General features: G+C 72.5%; 19 protein-coding genes. 10 read left to right on the plus strand and 9 right to left on the minus strand.

The window, feature by feature from the left end; all coding sequences use genetic code 11:
- Positions 1–2 precede the first annotated feature (2 nt).
- Positions 3–1,223 (minus strand): acetyl-CoA C-acetyltransferase, encoded by a 1,221-nt coding sequence (locus tag ELX43_RS03635; protein WP_127782175.1) that lies wholly within the window; start codon positions 1,221–1,223, stop codon positions 3–5.
- 43 nt (positions 1,224–1,266) lie between these two features.
- Positions 1,267–2,253, minus strand: a complete 987-nt coding sequence (locus ELX43_RS03640; RefSeq protein ID WP_241249727.1) for an SGNH/GDSL hydrolase family protein — start codon at positions 2,251–2,253, stop codon at positions 1,267–1,269.
- A gap of 129 nt (positions 2,254–2,382) precedes the next feature.
- On the opposite strand from ELX43_RS03640, the gene ELX43_RS03645 reads away from it, so the two are divergent.
- Together ELX43_RS03645 and ELX43_RS03650 are read left to right on the plus strand one after the other, a co-directional pair.
- On the plus strand, positions 2,383–3,768 hold the full coding sequence (locus ELX43_RS03645; protein ID WP_127782177.1) for a cystathionine beta-synthase: 1,386 nt from the start codon (positions 2,383–2,385) through the stop codon (positions 3,766–3,768).
- Between the two features lie 172 nt (positions 3,769–3,940).
- The gene (locus ELX43_RS03650) at positions 3,941–4,723 is read left to right on the plus strand and encodes an RDD family protein (protein ID WP_127782178.1); all 783 of its coding nucleotides are present in this window, start codon (positions 3,941–3,943) and stop codon (positions 4,721–4,723) included.
- Here ELX43_RS03650 and ELX43_RS03655 read toward each other — a convergent pair.
- Positions 4,702–5,415 (minus strand): adenosylcobinamide amidohydrolase, encoded by a 714-nt coding sequence (locus ELX43_RS03655; protein WP_241249729.1) that lies wholly within the window; start codon positions 5,413–5,415, stop codon positions 4,702–4,704. The genes ELX43_RS03650 and ELX43_RS03655 overlap by 22 nt on opposite strands.
- Before the next feature lie 78 nt (positions 5,416–5,493).
- On the opposite strand from ELX43_RS03655, the gene ELX43_RS03660 reads away from it, so the two are divergent.
- On the plus strand, positions 5,494–6,678 hold the full coding sequence (locus ELX43_RS03660; RefSeq protein ID WP_127782180.1) for a cystathionine gamma-synthase: 1,185 nt from the start codon (positions 5,494–5,496) through the stop codon (positions 6,676–6,678).
- On the opposite strand, the gene ELX43_RS03665 is transcribed toward ELX43_RS03660, so the two are convergent.
- The 3 genes from ELX43_RS03665 to ELX43_RS03675 form a co-directional block, all read right to left on the minus strand.
- Positions 6,675–6,917 carry a hypothetical protein gene (locus tag ELX43_RS03665; protein ID WP_127782181.1) on the minus strand — a complete coding sequence of 81 codons (243 nt, stop codon included), beginning with the start codon at positions 6,915–6,917 and terminating at the stop codon, positions 6,675–6,677. The two genes, ELX43_RS03660 and ELX43_RS03665, sit on opposite strands and share 4 nt — an antisense overlap.
- A gap of 125 nt (positions 6,918–7,042) precedes the next feature.
- Positions 7,043–7,534 carry a transcription elongation factor GreA gene (greA, locus tag ELX43_RS03670; protein ID WP_127782182.1) on the minus strand — a complete coding sequence of 164 codons (492 nt, stop codon included), beginning with the start codon at positions 7,532–7,534 and terminating at the stop codon, positions 7,043–7,045.
- Positions 7,535–7,696: 162 nt separating this feature from the next.
- Entirely contained in the window at positions 7,697–8,122 is a 426-nt protein-coding gene (locus ELX43_RS03675; RefSeq protein WP_164860574.1) for a DUF4307 domain-containing protein, read from the minus strand.
- Between the two features lie 127 nt (positions 8,123–8,249).
- On the opposite strand from ELX43_RS03675, the gene mca reads away from it, so the two are divergent.
- The 3 genes from mca to ELX43_RS03690 are packed head-to-tail and all read left to right on the plus strand — an operon-like array spanning position 8,250 to position 10,181.
- Complete coding sequence (mca, locus tag ELX43_RS03680; RefSeq protein WP_206518099.1) at positions 8,250–9,128, plus strand: mycothiol conjugate amidase Mca; 879 nt, start codon at positions 8,250–8,252, stop codon at positions 9,126–9,128.
- A complete protein-coding gene (locus ELX43_RS03685) occupies positions 9,125–9,397 on the plus strand; it encodes a hypothetical protein (RefSeq protein WP_164860575.1) in 273 nt (90 codons plus the stop codon). Before mca ends, ELX43_RS03685 begins: the two co-directional genes overlap by 4 nt.
- A gap of 7 nt (positions 9,398–9,404) precedes the next feature.
- Complete coding sequence (locus ELX43_RS03690) at positions 9,405–10,181, plus strand: ABC transporter permease (protein WP_346773864.1); 777 nt, start codon at positions 9,405–9,407, stop codon at positions 10,179–10,181.
- On the opposite strand, the gene ELX43_RS03695 is transcribed toward ELX43_RS03690, so the two are convergent.
- Genes ELX43_RS03695 through ELX43_RS03705 form a run of 3 tightly spaced genes read right to left on the minus strand, consistent with a single transcriptional unit; the run spans position 10,178 to position 13,059 of the window.
- The gene (locus ELX43_RS03695; protein ID WP_127782185.1) at positions 10,178–10,855 is read right to left on the minus strand and encodes a lysophospholipid acyltransferase family protein; all 678 of its coding nucleotides are present in this window, start codon (positions 10,853–10,855) and stop codon (positions 10,178–10,180) included. The genes ELX43_RS03690 and ELX43_RS03695 overlap by 4 nt on opposite strands.
- A 15-nt stretch (positions 10,856–10,870) precedes the next feature.
- Complete coding sequence (locus ELX43_RS03700; protein ID WP_127784650.1) at positions 10,871–12,289, minus strand: HAMP domain-containing sensor histidine kinase; 1,419 nt, start codon at positions 12,287–12,289, stop codon at positions 10,871–10,873.
- A gap of 32 nt (positions 12,290–12,321) precedes the next feature.
- Positions 12,322–13,059, minus strand: coding sequence for a response regulator transcription factor (locus ELX43_RS03705; protein ID WP_127782186.1), 738 nt, complete (start codon positions 13,057–13,059; stop codon positions 12,322–12,324).
- Positions 13,060–13,194: 135 nt separating this feature from the next.
- Here ELX43_RS03705 and ELX43_RS03710 point away from each other — a divergent pair, with 135 nt between their 5' ends.
- The 4 genes from ELX43_RS03710 (at position 13,195) to ELX43_RS03725 (ending at position 18,210) form a co-directional block, all read left to right on the plus strand.
- Positions 13,195–14,685 carry an aldehyde dehydrogenase family protein gene (locus ELX43_RS03710; RefSeq protein WP_277601715.1) on the plus strand — a complete coding sequence of 497 codons (1,491 nt, stop codon included), beginning with the start codon at positions 13,195–13,197 and terminating at the stop codon, positions 14,683–14,685.
- A 69-nt stretch (positions 14,686–14,754) separates the two neighbouring features.
- Positions 14,755–15,873, plus strand: a complete 1,119-nt coding sequence (locus tag ELX43_RS03715; protein ID WP_127782187.1) for an NDMA-dependent alcohol dehydrogenase — start codon at positions 14,755–14,757, stop codon at positions 15,871–15,873.
- Between the two features lie 106 nt (positions 15,874–15,979).
- Positions 15,980–17,983: a thioredoxin domain-containing protein gene (locus tag ELX43_RS03720; protein ID WP_127782188.1), complete on the plus strand. Its 2,004-nt coding sequence runs from the start codon at positions 15,980–15,982 to the stop codon at positions 17,981–17,983.
- A complete protein-coding gene (locus ELX43_RS03725; RefSeq protein WP_127782189.1) occupies positions 17,899–18,210 on the plus strand; it encodes an LppP/LprE family lipoprotein in 312 nt (103 codons plus the stop codon). The genes ELX43_RS03720 and ELX43_RS03725 overlap by 85 nt, the downstream gene beginning before the upstream one ends.
- Positions 18,211–18,455 lie beyond the last annotated feature (245 nt).

Raw genomic sequence — 18,455 nt, forward strand, 5'->3', positions numbered from 1 at the left:
GATCAGCTGAGACGCTCGATCACCATGGCCATGCCCTGGCCGCCGCCGACGCACATGGTCTCCAGGCCGATGCTCTTGTCCCGGGAGGACAGGTTGTTGAGCAGCGTGGTGGTGATGCGCGCACCGGTCATGCCGAACGGGTGGCCGATGGCGATGGCGCCACCGGAGACGTTGAGCTTCTCCTCGTCCAGGCCCAGCTCACGAGCGGAGCCGATGACCTGCACCGCGAAGGCCTCGTTGATCTCGGCGAGGTCGATGTCGTCGATGCTCATGCCGGCCAGCTTCAGCGCCCGGCGGGTGGCCTCGATCGGGCCCAGGCCCATGATCTCCGGGGAGAGGCCGGAGACGCCGGTGGACACGATGCGCGCCAGCGGGGTCAGGCCGAGCTCCTTGGCCTTGGTGTCGCTCATGATCACCAGGGCGGCAGCACCGTCGTTGAGCGGGCAGGCGTTGCCGGCGGTGACCACGCCGTCCGGACGGAACACCGGCTTGAGCTGGGAGATCTTCTCGTAGGTGGTGCCGGCGCGGGGGCCGTCGTCCTTGCTGACCACGGTGCCGTCAGCCAGGGTCACCGGGGTGATCTCCCGCTCGAAGAAGCCGCTGTTGATGGCCTCCTCCGCGCGGTTCTGGCTGCGCACGCCCCAGCGGTCCTGCTCCTCGCGGCTGATGCCGGTGTAGGAGGCGACGTTCTCCGCGGTCTGGCCCATGGAGATGTAGGCGTCCGGGATGAGGCCGTTCTCGCGGGGGTCCTGCCACGCCCCGGCGCCGCCCTCGGCGCTCTTGGCGGTGCGGGCCTCGGCGTCGGCGAACAGCGGGTTGTGGGTGTCCGGCCAGGAGTCGGCGTTGCCGCGGACGAAGCTGGAGACGCTCTCGACGCCGGCGGAGATGAAGACGTCGCCCTCGCCGGCCTTGATGGCGTGCATCGCCATGCGGGTGGTCTGCAGCGAGGAAGAGCAGTACCGGTTCACCGTGGTGCCGGGCAGGCCGTCGTAGCCCAGCTGCATGGCGACCATGCGCGCCATGTTGAAGCCGGACTCACCCGCGGGCTGGCCACAGCCGAGCAGCAGGTCGTCGATCGTGGTGGGGTCGAGCTCAGGGACCTTGGCGAGGGCAGCGGCCACCATCTGCGTCGCAAGGTCGTCGGGACGAACGCTGGCCAGCGATCCCTTGAACGCTCGCCCGATCGGGGAGCGTGCAGTGGAAACAATGACGGCCTCGGGCATGGGAGAACTCCTCTGTCGGCGTGTTGAGCTACCTGCCGAGAGGTTACTGGTCGGTGGGGAGCGCCTCGCCACGGCGCTGGACATCGGCCCTGCGCAACAGCTCTGTGGCCCACCGTCCCCCGGTTCGCGCCCGCTGGTCGAGGTTCTGGTTCAGCGCGGCGGTGAGCCGAGAGGTGGGGCGCCGCGCCTCGGCGGTGACCGAGCGAAGGGGGAGCTCGGCCAGCGGCGGCCCACCCCACAGGCCCAGCTCGGAGCACACCGCCGGCAGCATCAGGGTGGCCGCTGCCTCGTAGCCGGCCGCCGAGGGGTGGAACTGGTCGGCGGAGAAGAAGACCTCGGGGCGGGTGAGGAACTCGGGGGAGAGCAGGTCGGCCAGCGGCACGGCGCAGCCTCCGGCGGCGGTGATGGCCACGCTCTGCGCCTTGGCCAGCCGCAGGCTCCAGGAGCGCACCACGCTGCGCAGCGGCTGGGGGATGGGACGGACAGCGCCCAGGTCGGGGCAGGTGCCGGCGACGACGGCGGTGCCGTGCCCGCGCAGCCGGGCCACCGCCGCGCCGAGGCGGTCCGCCGAGGCCTGCACCGACTGCTTGGAGGTGACGTCGTTGGCGCCGATGAAGATGACCGCGGCGTCCGGGGCGCGGCCGCCCTGCTCGGACAGCGCCCGGGAGATCTGGTCGTCCAGGGTGGTGGAGTTGGCGCCGACCACGGCGTAGGTGTGCAGCCGCACCGGGCGACCGGTCTCGTCGGCGAGGCCGCGGGCCAGCCGCACGCCGGGGAGCTCGGCCGCGGTGGCGCACCCCAGGCCGGCGGCGGTGGAGTCTCCGAACAACCCGAGCGTCAGCACGTCCGTGCCCGGCCCGGCGTCCGGGTCGAGCACCGCGCCGCCGGGGCAGGGCTCGGTGGCCTGCGGCTGGTACACGCCGTCGGCGCGCGGGGCGAGGGAACGGGGTGGGCCGATCTTGCGGCGGGCGTGCTTGGACTGCTCGATCAGCAGGCGGTAGGCCGTGCCCGCGGAGGAAGCAGTGACCACCGCCGCGACGGAGATTCGTCGTGTCCGGGCCACGCTGCTCCCCTCTGTCGGCGGTCGTCTCGCGAGCACGGTATACCTCGGTGCCGGTCTGCAGACCCGGCCCACGGGGCGACCTGACACGATGGGGTCATGCGCATCGCCGAACACATCGTCGACCTCGTGGGCAACACCCCCCTCGTCCGGCTGACCTCCGTCACCGACGGCCTGGTGCCCCTGGTCGCCGCCAAGGTGGAGTACCTCAACCCTGGTGGCTCCGTGAAGGATCGGATCGCCGTCCGCATGGTGGACGCCGCCGAGGCCTCCGGCGCGCTCAAGCCCGGCGGCACCATCGTGGAGCCCACCTCGGGCAACACCGGGGTCGGCCTGGCGCTGGTCGCCCAGCGTCGCGGCTACCACTGCGTGTTCGTCTGCCCGGACAAGGTGGGCGAGGACAAGCAGAACGTGCTGCGGGCCTACGGCGCGGAGGTCGTGGTGTGCCCGACCGCGGTGCCCCCGGAGCACCCGGACAGCTACTACAGCGTCTCCGACCGACTGGTTCGGGAGATCGACGGCGCCTGGAAGCCGGACCAGTACTCCAACGAGATGGGTCCGCTGAGCCACTACGAGACCACCGGTCCGGAGATCTGGAACGACACCGACGGCAAGGTCACCCACTTCGTCACCGGAGTGGGCACCGGCGGCACCATCACCGGGACCGGTCGCTACCTCAAGGAGGTCTCCGGCGGAAAGGTCCGCGTGATCGGCGCGGACCCGGAGGGCTCGGTGTACTCCGGCGGCTCGGGTCGGCCGTACCTGGTGGAGGGCGTGGGGGAGGACTTCTGGCCCAGCGCCTACGACCCGTCCATCCCCGACGAGATCATCGCGGTCAGCGACGCCGACTCCTTCGAGATGACGCGGCGGCTGGCCCGCGAGGAGGGGCTGCTCGTCGGCGGCTCCTGCGGCATGGCCGTGGTGGCGGCGCTGCGGGTGGCTGAGCGCGCCGGCCCGGACGACGTCATCGTGGTGCTGCTGCCCGACGGTGGGCGCGGCTACATGGGCAAGATCTTCAACGACGAGTGGATGTCCTCCTACGGCTTCCTGCGCAGCCCGCTGGACGGGCACACCGTGCAGACCCGGGTGGGCGACGTGCTGCGGGCCAAGTCCGGCGCGATGCCCGCGCTGGTGCACACGCACCCGCAGGAGACCGTGCGCGACGCCATCGAGATCCTCCGTGAGTACGGCGTCTCCCAGATGCCGGTGGTGGGCGCGGAGCCGCCGGTGATGGTGGGCGAGGTGGCCGGCAGCGTCAGCGAGCGCGACCTGCTGGACGCGGTGTTCGCCGGTCGTGCGCACCTGGCTGACCCGGTGGCCAAGCACATGAGCCCCGCGCTGCCGCTGATCGGGGCGGGCGAGCCGGTGGCCGAGGCCACCGCGGCGCTGACGGAGACGGACGCGCTGATGGTCATCGACGACGGCAAGCCCGTCGGGGTGATCACCCGCCACGACCTGCTGGGGTTCCTCAGCGAGAAGCTCTGAGCAACCGCCAGTCGGTTGCGGCTGTGCCGGGCGCGCACGAGCGGGGTTGCCGCGGCACGGGATTCGTGTCCTCGGGGCACGGTGCCACGCCGGGACGCTCGGCACCGAGTGGCGTCCCGGCGGGTTAACGTACCGCGATCACTCGCGCGCGCTTGCCCACCAGAGGAGTCACATGAGCGACAAGTCCTACGGCCCCCCGTCGGAGCAGGACCCGACGTCGGGCTCCGGGGCGTACCAGCAGGGTGGGCAGGGACAGCCCGCCTGGGACAAGAACGCCGGCCCCGGCCAGCAGGGCTGGGACCAGGGCGCCGGCTACGGGCAGCAGGCCTACCCGCCTGCGGGGTACGGCCAGCAGGGCTGGGACCAGAGCGCCGGCTACGGCCAGCAGGCCTACCCGCCCGCGGGGTACGGCTACCCGGCGCCCAACCCCGACGCCTACGCGTCGTGGCCGCTCCGCGCGCAGGGGGCACTGGTCGACTTCATCGCACCCGGCATGGCCTTCAACATCCTGTTCAGGATCGCTGAGTTAGCCATCGGCGGCGTAGTGGGCACTCTGCTCGCCTTGGTCGTCTTCGCGGCGTTCCTGGGCTTCGTCATCTGGAACTCCTTCATCCTGCAGGGCAGCACGGGCCAGAGCCTGGGCAAGCGGTGGGCCGGCACCCAGCTGGTCGACGAGCGCACCGGGCGGCCGATCGGCGGCGGGATGGCCTTCGTCCGCCAGCTGGCGCACATCGTGGACTCGCTGATCTGCTACGTCGGCTGGCTCTTCCCGCTGTGGGACGACAAGCGGCAGACGCTGGCGGACAAGATGGTGCACACCGTCGTGCTGCCGGTGGCCCCGACCAACCCGGGCCAGGGCTACGGCCGGCAGGGCTATGGCCAGCAGGGCTATGGCCAGCAGGGTTACGGCCAGCCAGGGTATGGCCAGCCGGGTCAGACCGGCCAGGGCTGGTAGCCCTGCGCGGTCAGCGCGTCGATCCGGGCTCGGTCCACCACCAGCCCCGCGGTCACCGCGTCGAACACCGCGCTGGCCGTGCGTGATCCCCACACGGAGCGGGTGCCCCCGAACACCTCGGGCGCACCCGCTCCGTCGTGCTCGGGGGCCGGCGGGCACGGGGCTGGTGGACACAGTGCTGGCGGAGGACACAGGGCGGTGACGGTGTCGGTGGCGGTGCCGGTGCCGGCCACCCCGAAGGTGAGCATCGCCTGCGTCTTGGCCTCGGTGACGGTGCCCACCAGGTTCACCAGCGCCGCGTCGGTGAGCGCCACGGGCAGCTGCACCACCACGTTGATGGTGCCGGGCCGGTAGGGCACCGCTGCGGCGCCCGCGGCCGCCCAGGTGGGGGCGCCCACCCCGGTGGTGGCGGTGACCACCACCCCGTCCTGCTCCACGGTGACGGCGGCGCGCACGTCCACCGCGGTGAGCAGCCCGACGCCGGGCCCGCCGAGCCCGAGGTGCTCGGCGATCTCGCGCAGGTGCGCCTCCGGGTCGGTGCGGCCGTAGTCGGCGGGCACGGTCGCGTTGACCACCCAGCCGCGGAGCCCGACGCCGCCGCCCAGCGGGGCCGAGGAGATGGCCCGCCACGGTGTGGGGCTCACCCACAGCTGCAGCGGGTGGCCGTCGTGGACGTGGTTCGTGGGGTGCACCGACTCATTGTGTCGGCCAGGCACGTCGGCGCTGTGCCCGGCTCGGGGTGCCCCGCGCCCGCCACTAGGCTCGGGCGCATGACCCACGACTCGTCGCACAGTGCCGGCAGCAACCTCGCCGGTCCCGGATTCGCCACCCGCGCCATCCACGCGGGGCAGGAGCCGGACCCCACCACCGGTGCGGTGATCGTGCCGATCTACGCCACCTCCACCTACGCCCAGGACGGGGTGGGCGGGCTGCGCGGCGGCTACGAGTACTCCCGCACCGGCAACCCCACCCGGGCGGCGCTGCAGACCGCGCTGGCGGCGCTGGAGGGTGGCGCGCACGGGCTGGCCTTCGCCTCGGGCATGGCCGCCAGCGACACCGCGCTGCGCGCCATCCTGCGTCCGGGCGACCACCTGGTGATCCCCAACGACGCCTACGGCGGCACCTTCCGGCTGATCGACAAGGTGCTCAGCGAGTGGGGCATCGAGCACACCCCGGTGTCCATGAGCGACGTGGACGCGGTGCGGGCGGCGCTGCGGCCCAACACCAAGCTGCTCTGGGTGGAGACGCCCACCAACCCGCTGCTGAACATCGCCGACATCACCGCGCTGTCGGAGGTGGCCCACGACGCCGGGGTGACGGTGCTGGTGGACAACACCTTCGCCTCCCCGTACCTGCAGACGCCGCTGGCGCTGGGCGCCGACGTGGTGCTGCACTCCACCACCAAGTACCTGGGTGGGCACTCCGACGTGGTGGGCGGGGCGCTGGTCACCAACGACGCCGAGCTGGCCGCGGCGTTCGCCTTCCTGCAGAACGGGGCGGGCGCCGTGCCGGGACCGTTCGACTCCTGGCTGGTGATGCGCGGGGCCAAGACCCTGGCGCTGCGGATGGAGAAGCACAGCGACAACGCCGAGCGCGTGGTGGAGATGCTCAGCGCCAATCCGGCGGTCGCCAGCGTGCTCTACCCGGGCCTGCCCGAGCACCCTGGGCACGAGGTGGCCGCCAAGCAGATGCGCCGCTTCGGCGGGATGGTGTCGCTGCGCCTGGCCGGGGGCCGCGAGGCGGCGCTGGCGCTGTGCGCGCGGACCCGGCTGTTCACCCTGGCCGAGAGCCTGGGCGGGATCGAGTCGCTGATCGAGCACCCCGGCGCGATGACCCACGCGAGCACGGTGGGCTCGGCGCTGGAGGTGCCCGACGACCTGGTGCGGCTGTCGGTCGGCATCGAGGACGTCGCCGACCTGCTGGCGGACCTGGAGCAGGCCCTGCCGACGAGCTAGGGGCGGTTGCCCTGGCCGTCCGGCACGGCCGCCGGTGTGGTCGGGGCGCCGGGGACCACCAGGTCACCGGCGGCGACGCAGCCGCCCACCAGCTCCACGCCGCCGTCGGCGCGGGTCTGCAGGTGGGCGGGGGTGTCGCAGCCGGCCTGGGCGACGGTGAACAGTGCGCCGCCGATCAGGCTCGCGCTCGCCGCGACGGTGCAGAGCAGGCCGAGCAGGGAGGTGCGGTGTGCCCTCATCGGCCGGACCTCCTCGTTCGTGCGGCTGGGACGGGACTCGCGGACGAGCGACCCCGGTGGCGCTCCGCCCTTGACGCTACCCACACCGGGTGCGGGGAGCGGGGAGGACCACCGGGGCAGGCGCGTCAGGCCTGGTAGGGCTCCGCGCTGGTGAGCGTGACCTTCATCGTGCCGCCGTTGGGCAGCGGGTACTCGCGGCTCTCGCCGACCTTGGCGTCCAGCAGGGCCCTGCCCAGCGGAGAGCTGGGCGAGTAGACCTCGAGGCGGCCGTGGCTGCCCTCCTCGCGGGTGGCGATGAGGAACGTCTCGGTGTCGGACTCGTCACCGTCGTAGTACACCTTCACGACCGAGCCGGGCAGGGCCACGCCGGAGGTGGTGGGGGCCTCGCCGACGTGGGCGTTGTTGAGCAGCTCCTGGAGCTGGCGGATGCGCCGCTCCTGCTGGCCCTGCTCCTCGCGCGCCGCGTGGTAGCCGCCGTTCTCCTTGAGGTCGCCCTCCTCGCGGCGGGCGTTGATCTCCTCGGCGATGACGGGACGGTTGGCGATGAGGTTGTCCAGCTCGGCCTTGAGCCGGTCGTGGGACTCCTGCGTCAGCCAGGTCACCTGGGTGTCGGTCATCGTGTCCACTCCCTCGTTGCGGGTCGACTACCTACGGTGGGCACCCGCTCAATACGACGAAACACGGCCCCGTGCGGGACCGTGCCATGAGCCAAGGCTAGCAGTCTTCCGCCGTCGGCGCCCGTCTCCGCGGCGGGCGCCGACGGCGTCAGCGTCGGCGCGTCAGGGGGTGAGCAGGTAGCTGGGGACGTCGTAGCCGCAGCCGAACACGTCTGCCACCACAGGCTTCTCGGAGGCGCGGATGACCGCGTCGTACTGGGCGATGTCGGTGTCGCTGGGCGGGATGAAGACCTCCCGGCGACCCGTCTCGGAGTGGTCGGTGGTCAGCGCACGCACGACGCAGACCGCCGGCTTGGCCGGGTCGTCGCGGGTGACGGTGAAGGTGACGCTGATGGAGGAGTCGTCGAGCGTCTGGTAGCCGGTGCTCTCGCTGGAGATGGGGCTGGAGCCGAAGCTGCGGTAGAGCAGCAGGGCGATCAGGGCGCCGAAGACGAGGGCGGCCACGACGGCCAGGGCCGCGGTGAGCCGGGGTGAGCGGTGTCGCTTCGTGCCCGTTGAGTACCGGCCGGCTGGCAGGGTGGTGGCCATGGGGTGCGACTCCTGGAGGTGCCGACGCGCAGCAGTGCGGTCAGATGGGATCATGGGTCTCTAGTGCGACATCTGTGTCGCACCACCCCAGGTTACGACCAGGCCGATGTACGAGGTGAGGACGCCGGTGAGTGGACTACGGCTGATGGCGGTGCACGCGCACCCCGACGACGAGGCCAGCAAGGGTGCGGCCACGACGGCGCGCTACGTGGCCGAGGGGCACGAGGTGATGGTGGTGACCCTCACCGGTGGGGAGCGTGGCGACATCCTCAACCCGGCGATGGACACCCCCGGGGTGCACGAGCGGATCCACGAGATCCGCCGCGACGAGATGGCCGAGGCAGCCAAGATCCTGGGCGTGCAGCACCGCTGGCTGGGCTTCGTGGACTCGGGGCTGCCCGAGGGCGACCCGCTGCCGCCGCTGCCGGAGGGCTGCTTCGCCCTGGTGCCGCTGGAGGAGCCCACCGAGCGGCTGGTGCGGCTCATCCGCGAGTTCCGCCCGCACGTCCTCACCACCTACGACGAGCACGGCGGGTACCCGCACCCCGACCACATCCGTTGCCACGACGTGACCATGGCCGCGTTCGAGGCCGCCGGCGACCCGGACCGTTTTCCGGACGCGGGCGAGCCCTGGCAGCCGCTGAAGGTCTACTACTCGCACGGCTTCAGCCGCCAGCGCCTGCAGCTGTTCCACGACGCCCTGGTGGCCAAGGGGATGGACTCGCCCTTCGCCGAGTGGCTGGCGCAGTGGGACCCCTCTCGCGGGGACGTGATGCAGCGGGTGACCACCCAGGTGGAGTGCGCCGACTACTTCGAGGTGCGCGACGCCGCGCTCAAGGCGCACGCCACCCAGATTGACCCCAACGGACGCTTCTTCGCCATCCCGGTGGAGATGCAGCGCGAGCTGTGGCCCACCGAGGAGTGGGAGCTGGCGCGCTCGCTGGTCGACACCGACACCCCTGAGGACGACCTCTTCGCGGGGATTCAGGAGACAGTTCAGGCATGACGGGCACACTCTCCCTGCTGGCCACCGAGGTCCTGCTGGGCCAGGGGCCGACCCCCACGCCGACGCCCAACCCCAACCCGAACTCCACGGGTGCGGAGTTCGGCAAGGCGGCACCGGCGGGCCTGGTGCTGGTGCTGCTGCTGCTCGTCGGGCTGATCCTGCTGATCCGGTCGATGAACCGGCACATGCGCAAGCTGCCCACCGAGTTCGACCAGGCCAAGGCCGACGCGGAGTCCGGCCCGGCCGGCCCCGCGGGCTCCACCAGCTAGCGGGGCAGTGATTCTCACCCTGGGGTCTTTCGCCCAGGGGCCCGCCACCCTCGTCGAGGTCGGTCCCGGCCTGGTCGTGGCCATGGTCGTGCTCACCGCAGCCGCTGCGGCGGTCGCCGTGGCGGGCCGCGTGGGGGTCGGGCGCGAGGTGGTCGTGGCGGTGCTGCGCGCCGTGGTCCAGCTGGCCGCCGTCTCGCTGGTGATCGCCGCCATCGTCGGCTCGCTGGCCGCCACCGTGGCGTTCGTCGCGCTGATGGCGGTGGTGGCCAGCGGCACGGCCGCCCGACGGATGCGCACCGGACGCAACGGCTGGTGGGCGGCGCTGCCGGTGCTGGCGGGCACCACCCCGGTGGTGCTCGGCCTGGTGCTCGCCGGCATGCTGCCCACCACCGGGCTCGCGCTCATCCCGGTGGCGGGCATCCTCGTCGGCGGCGCGATGACCGCCACGGCGCTGGCCGGACGCCGCGCGCTGGACGAGCTGGCCCAGCGACACGGGGAGCTGGAGGCGGGCCTGGCCATCGGGCTGCCCACCCGCGAGGCTGCCCTGCTGGTGTGCCGGCCGGCCGCGGGCCAGGCCCTGGTGCCGGCGCTGGACCAGACCCGCACCGTGGGGCTGGTGACCCTGCCGGGCGCGTTCGTGGGGATGCTGCTGGGCGGGGCGAGCCCGGCAGCTGCCGGTGCCGTGCAGCTGTTCGTGCTGGTGGCGCTGCTGGCGGTGGAGACCGTGGCGGTGGTGCTGGTGGTGGAGCTGGTCGCCCGCGGGACGGTGCGGCCGGTCCGCTAGCCCTGCTGCTCCTTGACCGAGGAGGCGTAGGCGTCGACGTACTCCTGGCCGGAGAGCTTGACGATCTCGGTCATGATCTGGTCCACGATGGCGCGCTCGGCCCAGCGGTCGCCGGCCAGGCCGTCGTAGCGGGAGAACTCCAGCGGCTTGCCGAAGTGGATCTCGATGCGGTGCGGGCGCCACATCTTCGAGCCCACCGGGTTCAGCTTGTCGGTGCCGATCACCGCCACCGGCAGCACCGGGGCGCCGGTGGCCAGGGCCACCTTGGCCACGCCGGTGCGGCCCTTGTACAGCCGGCCGTCGGGGGAGCGGGTGCCCTCCGGGTAGATGCCGAAGGCCATGCCTCGCTCGACGTGCTCGATCACCACGTCCACCGACGCCGAGGCGGCGCTGGCGTCGTCGCGCTGCACCGGGACCATGCCGATGGCGCCGAAGAAGATGGCCCGGGCCCGCCCCACCAGGCCAGTGCCGGTGAGGTACTCCGCCTTGCCCAGGAAGATCACCCGACGCGGCATCACCAGGGGCACGACGAAGGAGTCGGCCACGGCGAGGTGGTTGCCGGCCACGATCACGCCACCGGTCTTGGGGATGTTCTCCCTGCCGGTCACCCGGGGGCGGCTGAGCAGCATCATGAACGGACCCGGGCACACATGCTTGAAGAGGAAGTAGAGCACCTGGTGAACCTACCGTCAGTGCGGGGCGCGGGGCAGCGACACCCGGAAGGTGGCCCCCGCGCCGGGAGCGCTGTCCACCCGCACGGTGCCCCGGTGGGCGGACACCAGCGCCGCCACGATGGACAGCCCCAGCCCGGTGCCGCCGCTGGCTCGGGTGCGGGAGGAGTCGGCGCGGTAGAAGCGCTCGAAGACCCGCTCGGCCGCCTCCGTGGTGAGGCCGGGTCCGGTGTCGCTGACCTCCAGCACGCTGTGCTCGGCGTCGGTGCCCACCCGCACGGTCACCGCGGCCTCCGGCGGGGTGTGCACCAGGGCGTTGGTCACCAGGTTGCCCAGCACCTGGCGCAGTCGGCTGTCGTCGCCGAGAACCTCGGGCGTGCCTGGCCCGTCCACCACCTCCAGGCGGATGCTGCGCCGGGGGGCGACCGCCTGGGCGGCGTGCACCGCGTCGCTGGCCACGGCGAGCAGGTCCACCGGCTCCCGCTCCAACGGGCGCTGGGAGTCCAGGCGGGCCAGCAGCAGCAGGTCCTCCACCAGCAGCCCCATCCGGGCCGACTCGTCCTCGATGCGCGACATCAGCCGCTGCACCGCCGCCGGGTCGGTGGCCGCCCCCTGCCGGTAGAGCTCGGCGAAGCCGCGGATGGTGGTCAGCGGGGTGCGCAGCTCGTGGCTGGCGTCGCCGACGAAGCGCCGCATCCGCTGCTCCGAGCTCTGCGCGGCCTGTGCCGAGGCCGCGGCGGAGTCGAAGGCGGACTGGATCTGGCTGAGCATGCCGTTGAGCGCCACCGACAGCCGGCCCACCTCGGTGCGCTGGCCGAGGTCGGGCACCCGCCGGTCGAGCTCACCGGTGGCGATGGCCGCAGCGGTCTCCTCCACCTCCACCAGCGGGCGCAGGCTGCGCCGGACGACGAGGTAGCCGAGCACGGCCAGCAGCAGCAGCACGACCAGCCCGATGGCGGTCTGCAGCAGCACCAGCCGGTGCACCGTGGAGCTGACGTCGGCCAGGCTGGTGGCCGCCACGACGCTCGCCGCGCTGCCGTCGGTGAGCACCACCGGCTCGGCCACCACCCGCCACTGCGGTCCGCCGGTGGTGGAGGTCACGGTGACCGGGCCGTGGGCGGTGCTGTCCGGGCGGATCGAGGTCAGGTCGGGGGCCGTGGCCAGGCCGGGATCGTCGATCACCTGCAGGGTGGTGCCGTCCGCGGCCACCAGGGCCACGTAGTAGCGGGCCGGTGGGCGTGGGGCGCCCGGATCGTTGAGCGGGGCGACCGGTGCGCTCATCCGGTGCAGGAACGCCCCGGCGTCCTGGCCCAGCTGGGCGTCGGTGCGCTGCACCAGGAAGTCCTTGAGGTAGGTGGTGGTGGCCACCCCCGAGGCGAGCAGGCCCAGGGTGACCAGGGCCAGCAGCGCCGCCACCAGGGTGACCCGCAGCGGCACCCCGCGGGCCGGCCCGGCCCGCCGGGGCAGCGTCACCGGCGGGGTTGCCGCAGCACGTAGCCGACGCCCCGGAGGGTGTGGATGAGGCGCGGCTCGGTGGTGTCCACCTTGCGCCGCAGGTAGGAGACGTAGGACTCGACCACGTTCATCTCGCCGCCGAAGTCGTAGTTCCACACGTGGTCGAGGATGCGCGGCTTGCTCAGCACGGTGCCAGCGTTGGCCATCAGGTAGCGCAACAGCTTGAACTCGGTCGGCGAGAGGGTGACCGGCTCGCCGGCCTTCCACACCTCGCGGGTGTCGTCGTCCAGGGTGAGGTCGGCGAAGGTCATCCGCGAGGAGCTGGCCAGCCCCTCCAGCGTCCCGGTGCGGCGCAGCACCGCCCGGATGCGGGCCACCACCTCCTCCAGGCTGAACGGCTTGGTCACGTAGTCGTCGCCGCCCAGAGTGAGCCCGGTGATCTTGTCCGCCACCGCGTCCCGGGCGGTGAGGAACAGCGCGGGGCACTGGGTGCCGTCCGCCCGCAGCCGGCGCAGCACCCCGAAGCCGTCCATCCCCGGCATCATCACGTCCAGCACCACCAGGTCCGGGCGGAAGGTCCTGGCGACGTCCAGGGCGCGCATGCCGTCAGCCGCGGTGGCCACCTCGAAGCCGACGAACCGCAGGCTGGTGCTGAGCAGCTCCACGATGTTGGGCTCGTCGTCGACCACCAGGATCTTGGCCTCGGGCACCGTCGGGACCCGTGCCCCCGCGGACCGCGCTGCGTGCTGCATGGGGTCAGTGTCGCGTGTGCGCCTGTGCCGAGGCTGGCGGTTTGCTGTGAGCTCCCTGTGCGACCTCCGAGCGCCCGATTGGTCCGTTCTCGGTCACCGAGACGCTGGTCATGGCGTCGGTCTATGCCTAATAGGTTGAGTGCGCTCCGCCTGCTGGCGGAGCGCGAGCTCGCCCGACGTGGAGGACAGATGGAGCACGGCAGCGACGAGGTACAGCACCTGACGACGGTGCTGGCGCAGCAGCAGGAGGCCTTCCTGGCCGAGGGCCCGCCCAGCGTCGAGGTGCGCCAGGCCCGCCTGCAGCGCGTCATCGACATGCTGGTGGCCTGCCACGAGCCGCTGGTCGCCGCGATCGGGGCCGACTTCGGCAACCGCCACCCCGGCTACTCCACGATGAACGACGTGCTGGGCTCGCTGGCCTCGCTCAAGTTCACCCGTGACTCGGTGGCGCAGTGGATGGAGCCTGACCCGCGTCCGGCCTACGCGCCGTGGGACCAGATGGGTGCCACCGCGCACGTGCAGCACCAGCCCAAGGGCACCGTCGCCATCATCGGCACCTGGAACGCCCCGGTGTACACCCTGCTCGCCCCGCTGGCCTACGCCCTGGCTGCCGGCAACCGGGCGGTGCTCAAGCCCTCCGAGCTGGTGCCGCGCACCGCCCAGCTGCTCGCCGAGCTGGCGGCCGAGCACCTCGACCCGACCGAGGTTGCGGTGGTCACCGGCGGTCCCGAGGTCGCCGGCGCGCTGTCCTCTCAGCCGCTGGGACACATCATCTTCACCGGCGGGACCACGGTCGGCAAGATCATCATGACCAACGCCGCCAAGAACCTGGTGCCGGTGACCCTCGAGCTGGGCGGCAAGTCGCCGTCGGTGGTCTCCCGCAGCGCCGACCTGGCCATCGCCGCCGGCAAGGTGGCCGTGGCCAAGGCCACCAACGGCGGCCAGCTGTGCGTCAACGCCGACCTGGTGCACGTGCCCCGCGAGCACGTGGACACCTTCGTCGCCGAGCTCAAGACGCAGTTCGCCCAGCTGTTCCCGACCGTGGCCGACAACCCGGACGTGGTGGCCGCGATCAACGATCGCCACCGCGACCGGGTGCAGGGCTACGTGGACGACGCCGCAGCCCGCGGTGCCCGGGTGGAGGTGAGCCCGGAGGGGGAGCAGGTGCCCGCCGACTCCGGCCGCCAGCCGCTGCGCATCGTGGTCGACCCCGCCCCCGAGGCGGCGATCATGCAGGAGGAGATCTTCGGCTCCGCGGTGGTGGTGCTGCCCTACGACACCGTCGAGGAGGTCATCGCCGACATCAACGCCCGGCCCGCGCCGCTGGCGCTGTACTACTTCGGCACCGACGAGCAGGAGAAGCAGCTGGTGCTGGAGCGCACCCGCTCCGGCGGCGTGACGGTCAACGGCCTGATGCTGCACCCGGGCATGTCGGAGGCCCCCTTCGGCGGCGTCGGCGCCTCCGGGATGGGGCACTACAACGGGCGCGAGGGCTTCCTCGAGCTCACCCACGCCCGCACCGTCTTCGAGGCGCCCGCCGGCGCCGACCCGCGGCACGACTGGGGCATGCTGCCGCCCTTCGGCGAGCAGTTCCACGCCGGCATGGTCGCCGCCATCACCCCCTAGCCGGCGCCTGCTTCCACCCGCACCACCCCCACCCACCAGTACGGCTCGACCCAGAACTCAGGAGCAACTGTGCAGACTCGCGGCGCCATCATCCGGCAGGCCCCCGGCAAGTACGAGGTGGTCGACCTCGAGCTCGACCGGCCCCGGCAGAACGAGCTGCTGGTGAAGATGGTGGCCTCGGGGCTGTGCCACTCCGACGACCACCTCGCCACCGGTGACCTGCCGGTGGGCAGCTACCCGTTCTGCGGTGGCCACGAGGGCGCCGGCGTGGTGGTCGAGGTCGGCCCGCACACCCTGGACTGGGCCGAGGGCGACCACGTGGTGTTCTCCTTCCTCGCCGGCTGCGGACGCTGCCGGTGGTGCGCCACCGGCATGCAGAACCTGTGCGACCGGGGCGCCTCGGTGCTGGTGGGCAGCCGCCCGGACGACCCGTCCAGCTACCGGATGAGCCTGGACGGGCAGGCGGTGGCGCAGAACAGCGGCATCTCCACCTTCAGCGAGCACACCACCGTGCACGTCAGCTCCGCGGTCAAGGTGGACAAGGACCTGCCGCTGGACAAGCTCTGCCTGCTCGGCTGCGGCGTGGGCACCGGCTGGGGTGCGGCGGTCAACTCCGCCGAGGTCTACCCCGGCCACACCGTGGTGGTGATGGGCGTCGGCGGCATCGGGATGAACGCGGTGCAGGGTGCGGCCCACGCCGGCGCCGCGCACGTGATCGCGGTGGACCCGGTGGCCTTCAAGCGCGAGACCGCGCTGGCCCTGGGCGCCACCCACGCCGTGGCCACCATGGAGGAGGGCACCGAGATCGCCCGCTCCTTCACCAACGGCCAGGGCGCGGACTCCGCCATCGTCACCACCGGCGTGGTCACCGGTGAGCAGGTGGCGCAGGCCTTCGCCGCCATCCGCAAGGCCGGCACCTGCGTGGTGACCGGGCTGGGCAACGCCATGCAGATGGGCCTGCCGATCAACCTGGTGGAGCTGGTGCTGTACCAGAAGCGCATCCAGGGCTCGCTGTTCGGCGCCTCCAGCCCCAGCTCGGGCATCCCCTGGATGATCGACCTCTACACCAGCGGCAAGCTCAAGCTGGACGAGCTGGTCACCACCACCTACAGCCTCGACCAGGTGGCACAGGGGTTCGAGGACATGCACTCCGGCAAGAACATTCGCGGCGTCATCCTGTTCGACTGACTCCCTCGCCCCGTCGGGAACACACCCGGCGGGGCGGAGGTTGTCCTGACACGATGGCCGTGCGGCTTGGGGGAGCCCGACCGACGCCGAGTGGAAGGACACCCAAGTGAACCAGCTGGCGGAGTCGTCTAGCCCGTACCTGTTGCAGCACAAGGACAACCCGGTGCACTGGCAGGAGTGGTCCGCGGCGGCGCTGGAGGAGGCCAGGCAGCGGGACGTGCCGGTGCTGCTGTCGGTGGGCTACTCCGCCTGCCACTGGTGCCACGTGATGGCGCACGAGTCGTTCGAGAACCCCGAGATCGCGGCGCAGATGAACCGGGACTTCGTCTGCGTCAAGGTCGACCGCGAGGAGCGTCCGGACATCGACGCGGTCTACATGGAGGCCACCGTCGCCATGACCGGCCAGGGTGGCTGGCCGATGACCTGCTTCCTCACCCCCGACGCCGAGCCGTTCCACTGCGGCACCTACTACCCGCCCACCCCGCGGCAGGGGATGCCGTCCTTCCCACAGCTGCTCACCGCGGTCACCCACGCCTGGACGGACAACCGCGCCGAGGTGCTCAAGGCCGGCGTGGCCGTGGTGGCGGAGCTGGAGCGCGCCTCGGGGGTGCTGCCGCCGGCCGCCGTCACCCAGGAGGCGCTGGACTCCGCCGTGGGCAAGGTGCTGCGCGACGCCGACCCGGTGAACGGCGGTTTCGGCACCGCCCCCAAGTTCCCGCCGACCATGCTGTGCCAGGCGCTGCTGCGCCACTACGAGCGCACCGGCGCGGAGAAGGCGCTGGCCACGGTGGTGCGCACCGCCGACGCGATGGCCCGCGGCGGCATCAACGACCAGCTGGGCGGTGGCTTCGCCCGGTACTCGGTGGACGCGGCGTGGGTGGTGCCGCACTTCGAGAAGATGCTCTACGACAACGCCCAGCTGCTGCGGCTGTACGCCAACCTGCACCGGGTGACCGGCTCGGCGCTGGCGCTGCGGACCGCGCAGAGCACGGCCGACCTGCTCCTGGGCGCGCTGCGCACCGAGCAGGGTGGCTTCGCCTCGGCCCTGGACGCCGACACCGACGGCGTGGAGGGGCTCACCTACGTGTGGACCCCGGCGCAGCTGGCCGAGGTGCTCGGACCCGACGACGGCGCGTGGGCGGCCGAGCTGTTGGTGGTGACCGAGGAGGGCACCTTCGAGCACGGCGCCTCGGTGCTGCAGCTGCCGGTCGACCCGGACGACTCCGACCGGTGGCAGCGGGTGCGCGCCACGCTGCTGGCCGCCCGGGCCCGGCGCCCGCAGCCTGGCCGCGACGACAAGGTGGTGACCGCCTGGAACGGGTTGGCCATCACCGCGCTGGCCGAGGCTGGTGCGGCGCTGGACCGGCCGGAGTGGGTGGAGGCGGCGGCGACGTGCGCCGAGCACCTGCTGGCCACCCACCTGGTGGACGGACGCCTGCGGCGGGCCTCGCTGGGCGGGTCGGTGGGCTCGGCCGCGGCGGTGCTGGAGGACCACGCGTCGCTGGCGACGGGGCTGCTGGCCCTGCACCAGGCGACCGGGGCCCTGAGCTGGCTGGAGCACGGCTGCACGCTGGTGGACCTGGCCGTGGAGCACTTTGCCGACGGCACCGAGCCCGGCGCCTGGTTCGACACCGCCAACGACGCCGAAGCCCTGGTGCGCCGTCCGCGCGACCCGATGGACAACGTGACCCCGTCCGGGGCGTCCGCCATGGCGGAGGCGCTGCAGGTGGCTGCCGCGCTCACCGAGCCCGAGCGCTCGGCGCGGTACGCCGAGCTGGCCGACACCACCCTGGCCCGAGCCGGCGTGCTGCTGGACCGGGCGCCCCGGGCGGCGGGCAACTGGTGGGCGGTGGCCGAGGCTGCCCAGCGCGGGCCGCTGCAGGTGGCGGTGGCCGGCGGGGGAGCACTGCTGTCCTCGGCGCGGCGCAACGCCCCCGGCGGCACGGTGATCGTGGGCGGCAAGCCCGACTCCGCACCGCTGCTGGCCGGGCGCGAGCTCATCGACGGCCACCCCGCGGCCTACGTGTGCCGCGGGTTCGTCTGCGACCGCCCGGTGGCCAGCGTGCCCGAGCTGCTGCAGCTGCTGGGCCGGGGCGCCGACAGCGTCTAGGTCCACAGTCCCGCTCGCCGTTTCGCAAGGGGAAGTACCTCGGTACGGGGACCACCAAGGCGTACGGATTCACTGACTTCAGCACCGCATCGAGCGACCGCACGGTGGTGCTCACCTACAAGGTCGTGGGCGAGTGCAACGCGTGCCCGGCCAAGGGCTTCGCCACGGTGAAGTACCACTGGCAGGACAACCGCGTCGTCATGGAAGGCACCCCGCCGGAGCAGTAGCTCCAGTCGGGTCGCCTGCCGGCAGCAGCGGAGCTGCACCACCTGCTGGAAGGTGGGCCGGTTCCGCCCGCTGATCGTGGGGCCGGTCACCCCACCGTCCCCGTGATTCCCCCCACGTCAGCGTGCAGTGGCGTGAGCATGATCGTCCGCCCACCCGAGCGTCAACAGGGTCGTTCAGGTGCCGAACGACGGCCCGGCGGGGCACCGATCAGCGGGAGCGCGAGGGGAGCGGGGCGGGCCGCCGG

Source organism: Rhodococcus sp. X156, from assembly GCF_004006015.1.
Lineage (GTDB): Bacteria > Actinomycetota > Actinomycetes > Mycobacteriales > Mycobacteriaceae > X156.

Bases quoted from the DNA above. Each gene is read 5' to 3' on its own strand.
- ELX43_RS03675 (WP_164860574.1), bottom strand. From the start codon at position 8,122: ATGGCCACCACCCTGCCAGCCGGCCGGTACTCAACGGGCACGAAGCGA.
- ELX43_RS03665 (WP_127782181.1), bottom strand. From the start codon at position 6,917: ATGAGGGCACACCGCACCTCCCTGCTCGGCCTGCTCTGCACCGTCGCG.
- ELX43_RS03705 (WP_127782186.1), bottom strand. From the start codon at position 13,059: ATGCAGCACGCAGCGCGGTCCGCGGGGGCACGGGTCCCGACGGTGCCC.
- ELX43_RS03660 (WP_127782180.1), top strand. From the start codon at position 5,494: ATGACCCACGACTCGTCGCACAGTGCCGGCAGCAACCTCGCCGGTCCC.
- greA (WP_127782182.1), bottom strand. From the start codon at position 7,534: ATGACCGACACCCAGGTGACCTGGCTGACGCAGGAGTCCCACGACCGG.
- ELX43_RS03685 (WP_164860575.1), top strand. From the start codon at position 9,125: ATGACGGGCACACTCTCCCTGCTGGCCACCGAGGTCCTGCTGGGCCAG.
- ELX43_RS03650 (WP_127782178.1), top strand. From the start codon at position 3,941: ATGAGCGACAAGTCCTACGGCCCCCCGTCGGAGCAGGACCCGACGTCG.
- ELX43_RS03645 (WP_127782177.1), top strand. From the start codon at position 2,383: ATGCGCATCGCCGAACACATCGTCGACCTCGTGGGCAACACCCCCCTC.
- ELX43_RS03635 (WP_127782175.1), bottom strand. From the start codon at position 1,223: ATGCCCGAGGCCGTCATTGTTTCCACTGCACGCTCCCCGATCGGGCGA.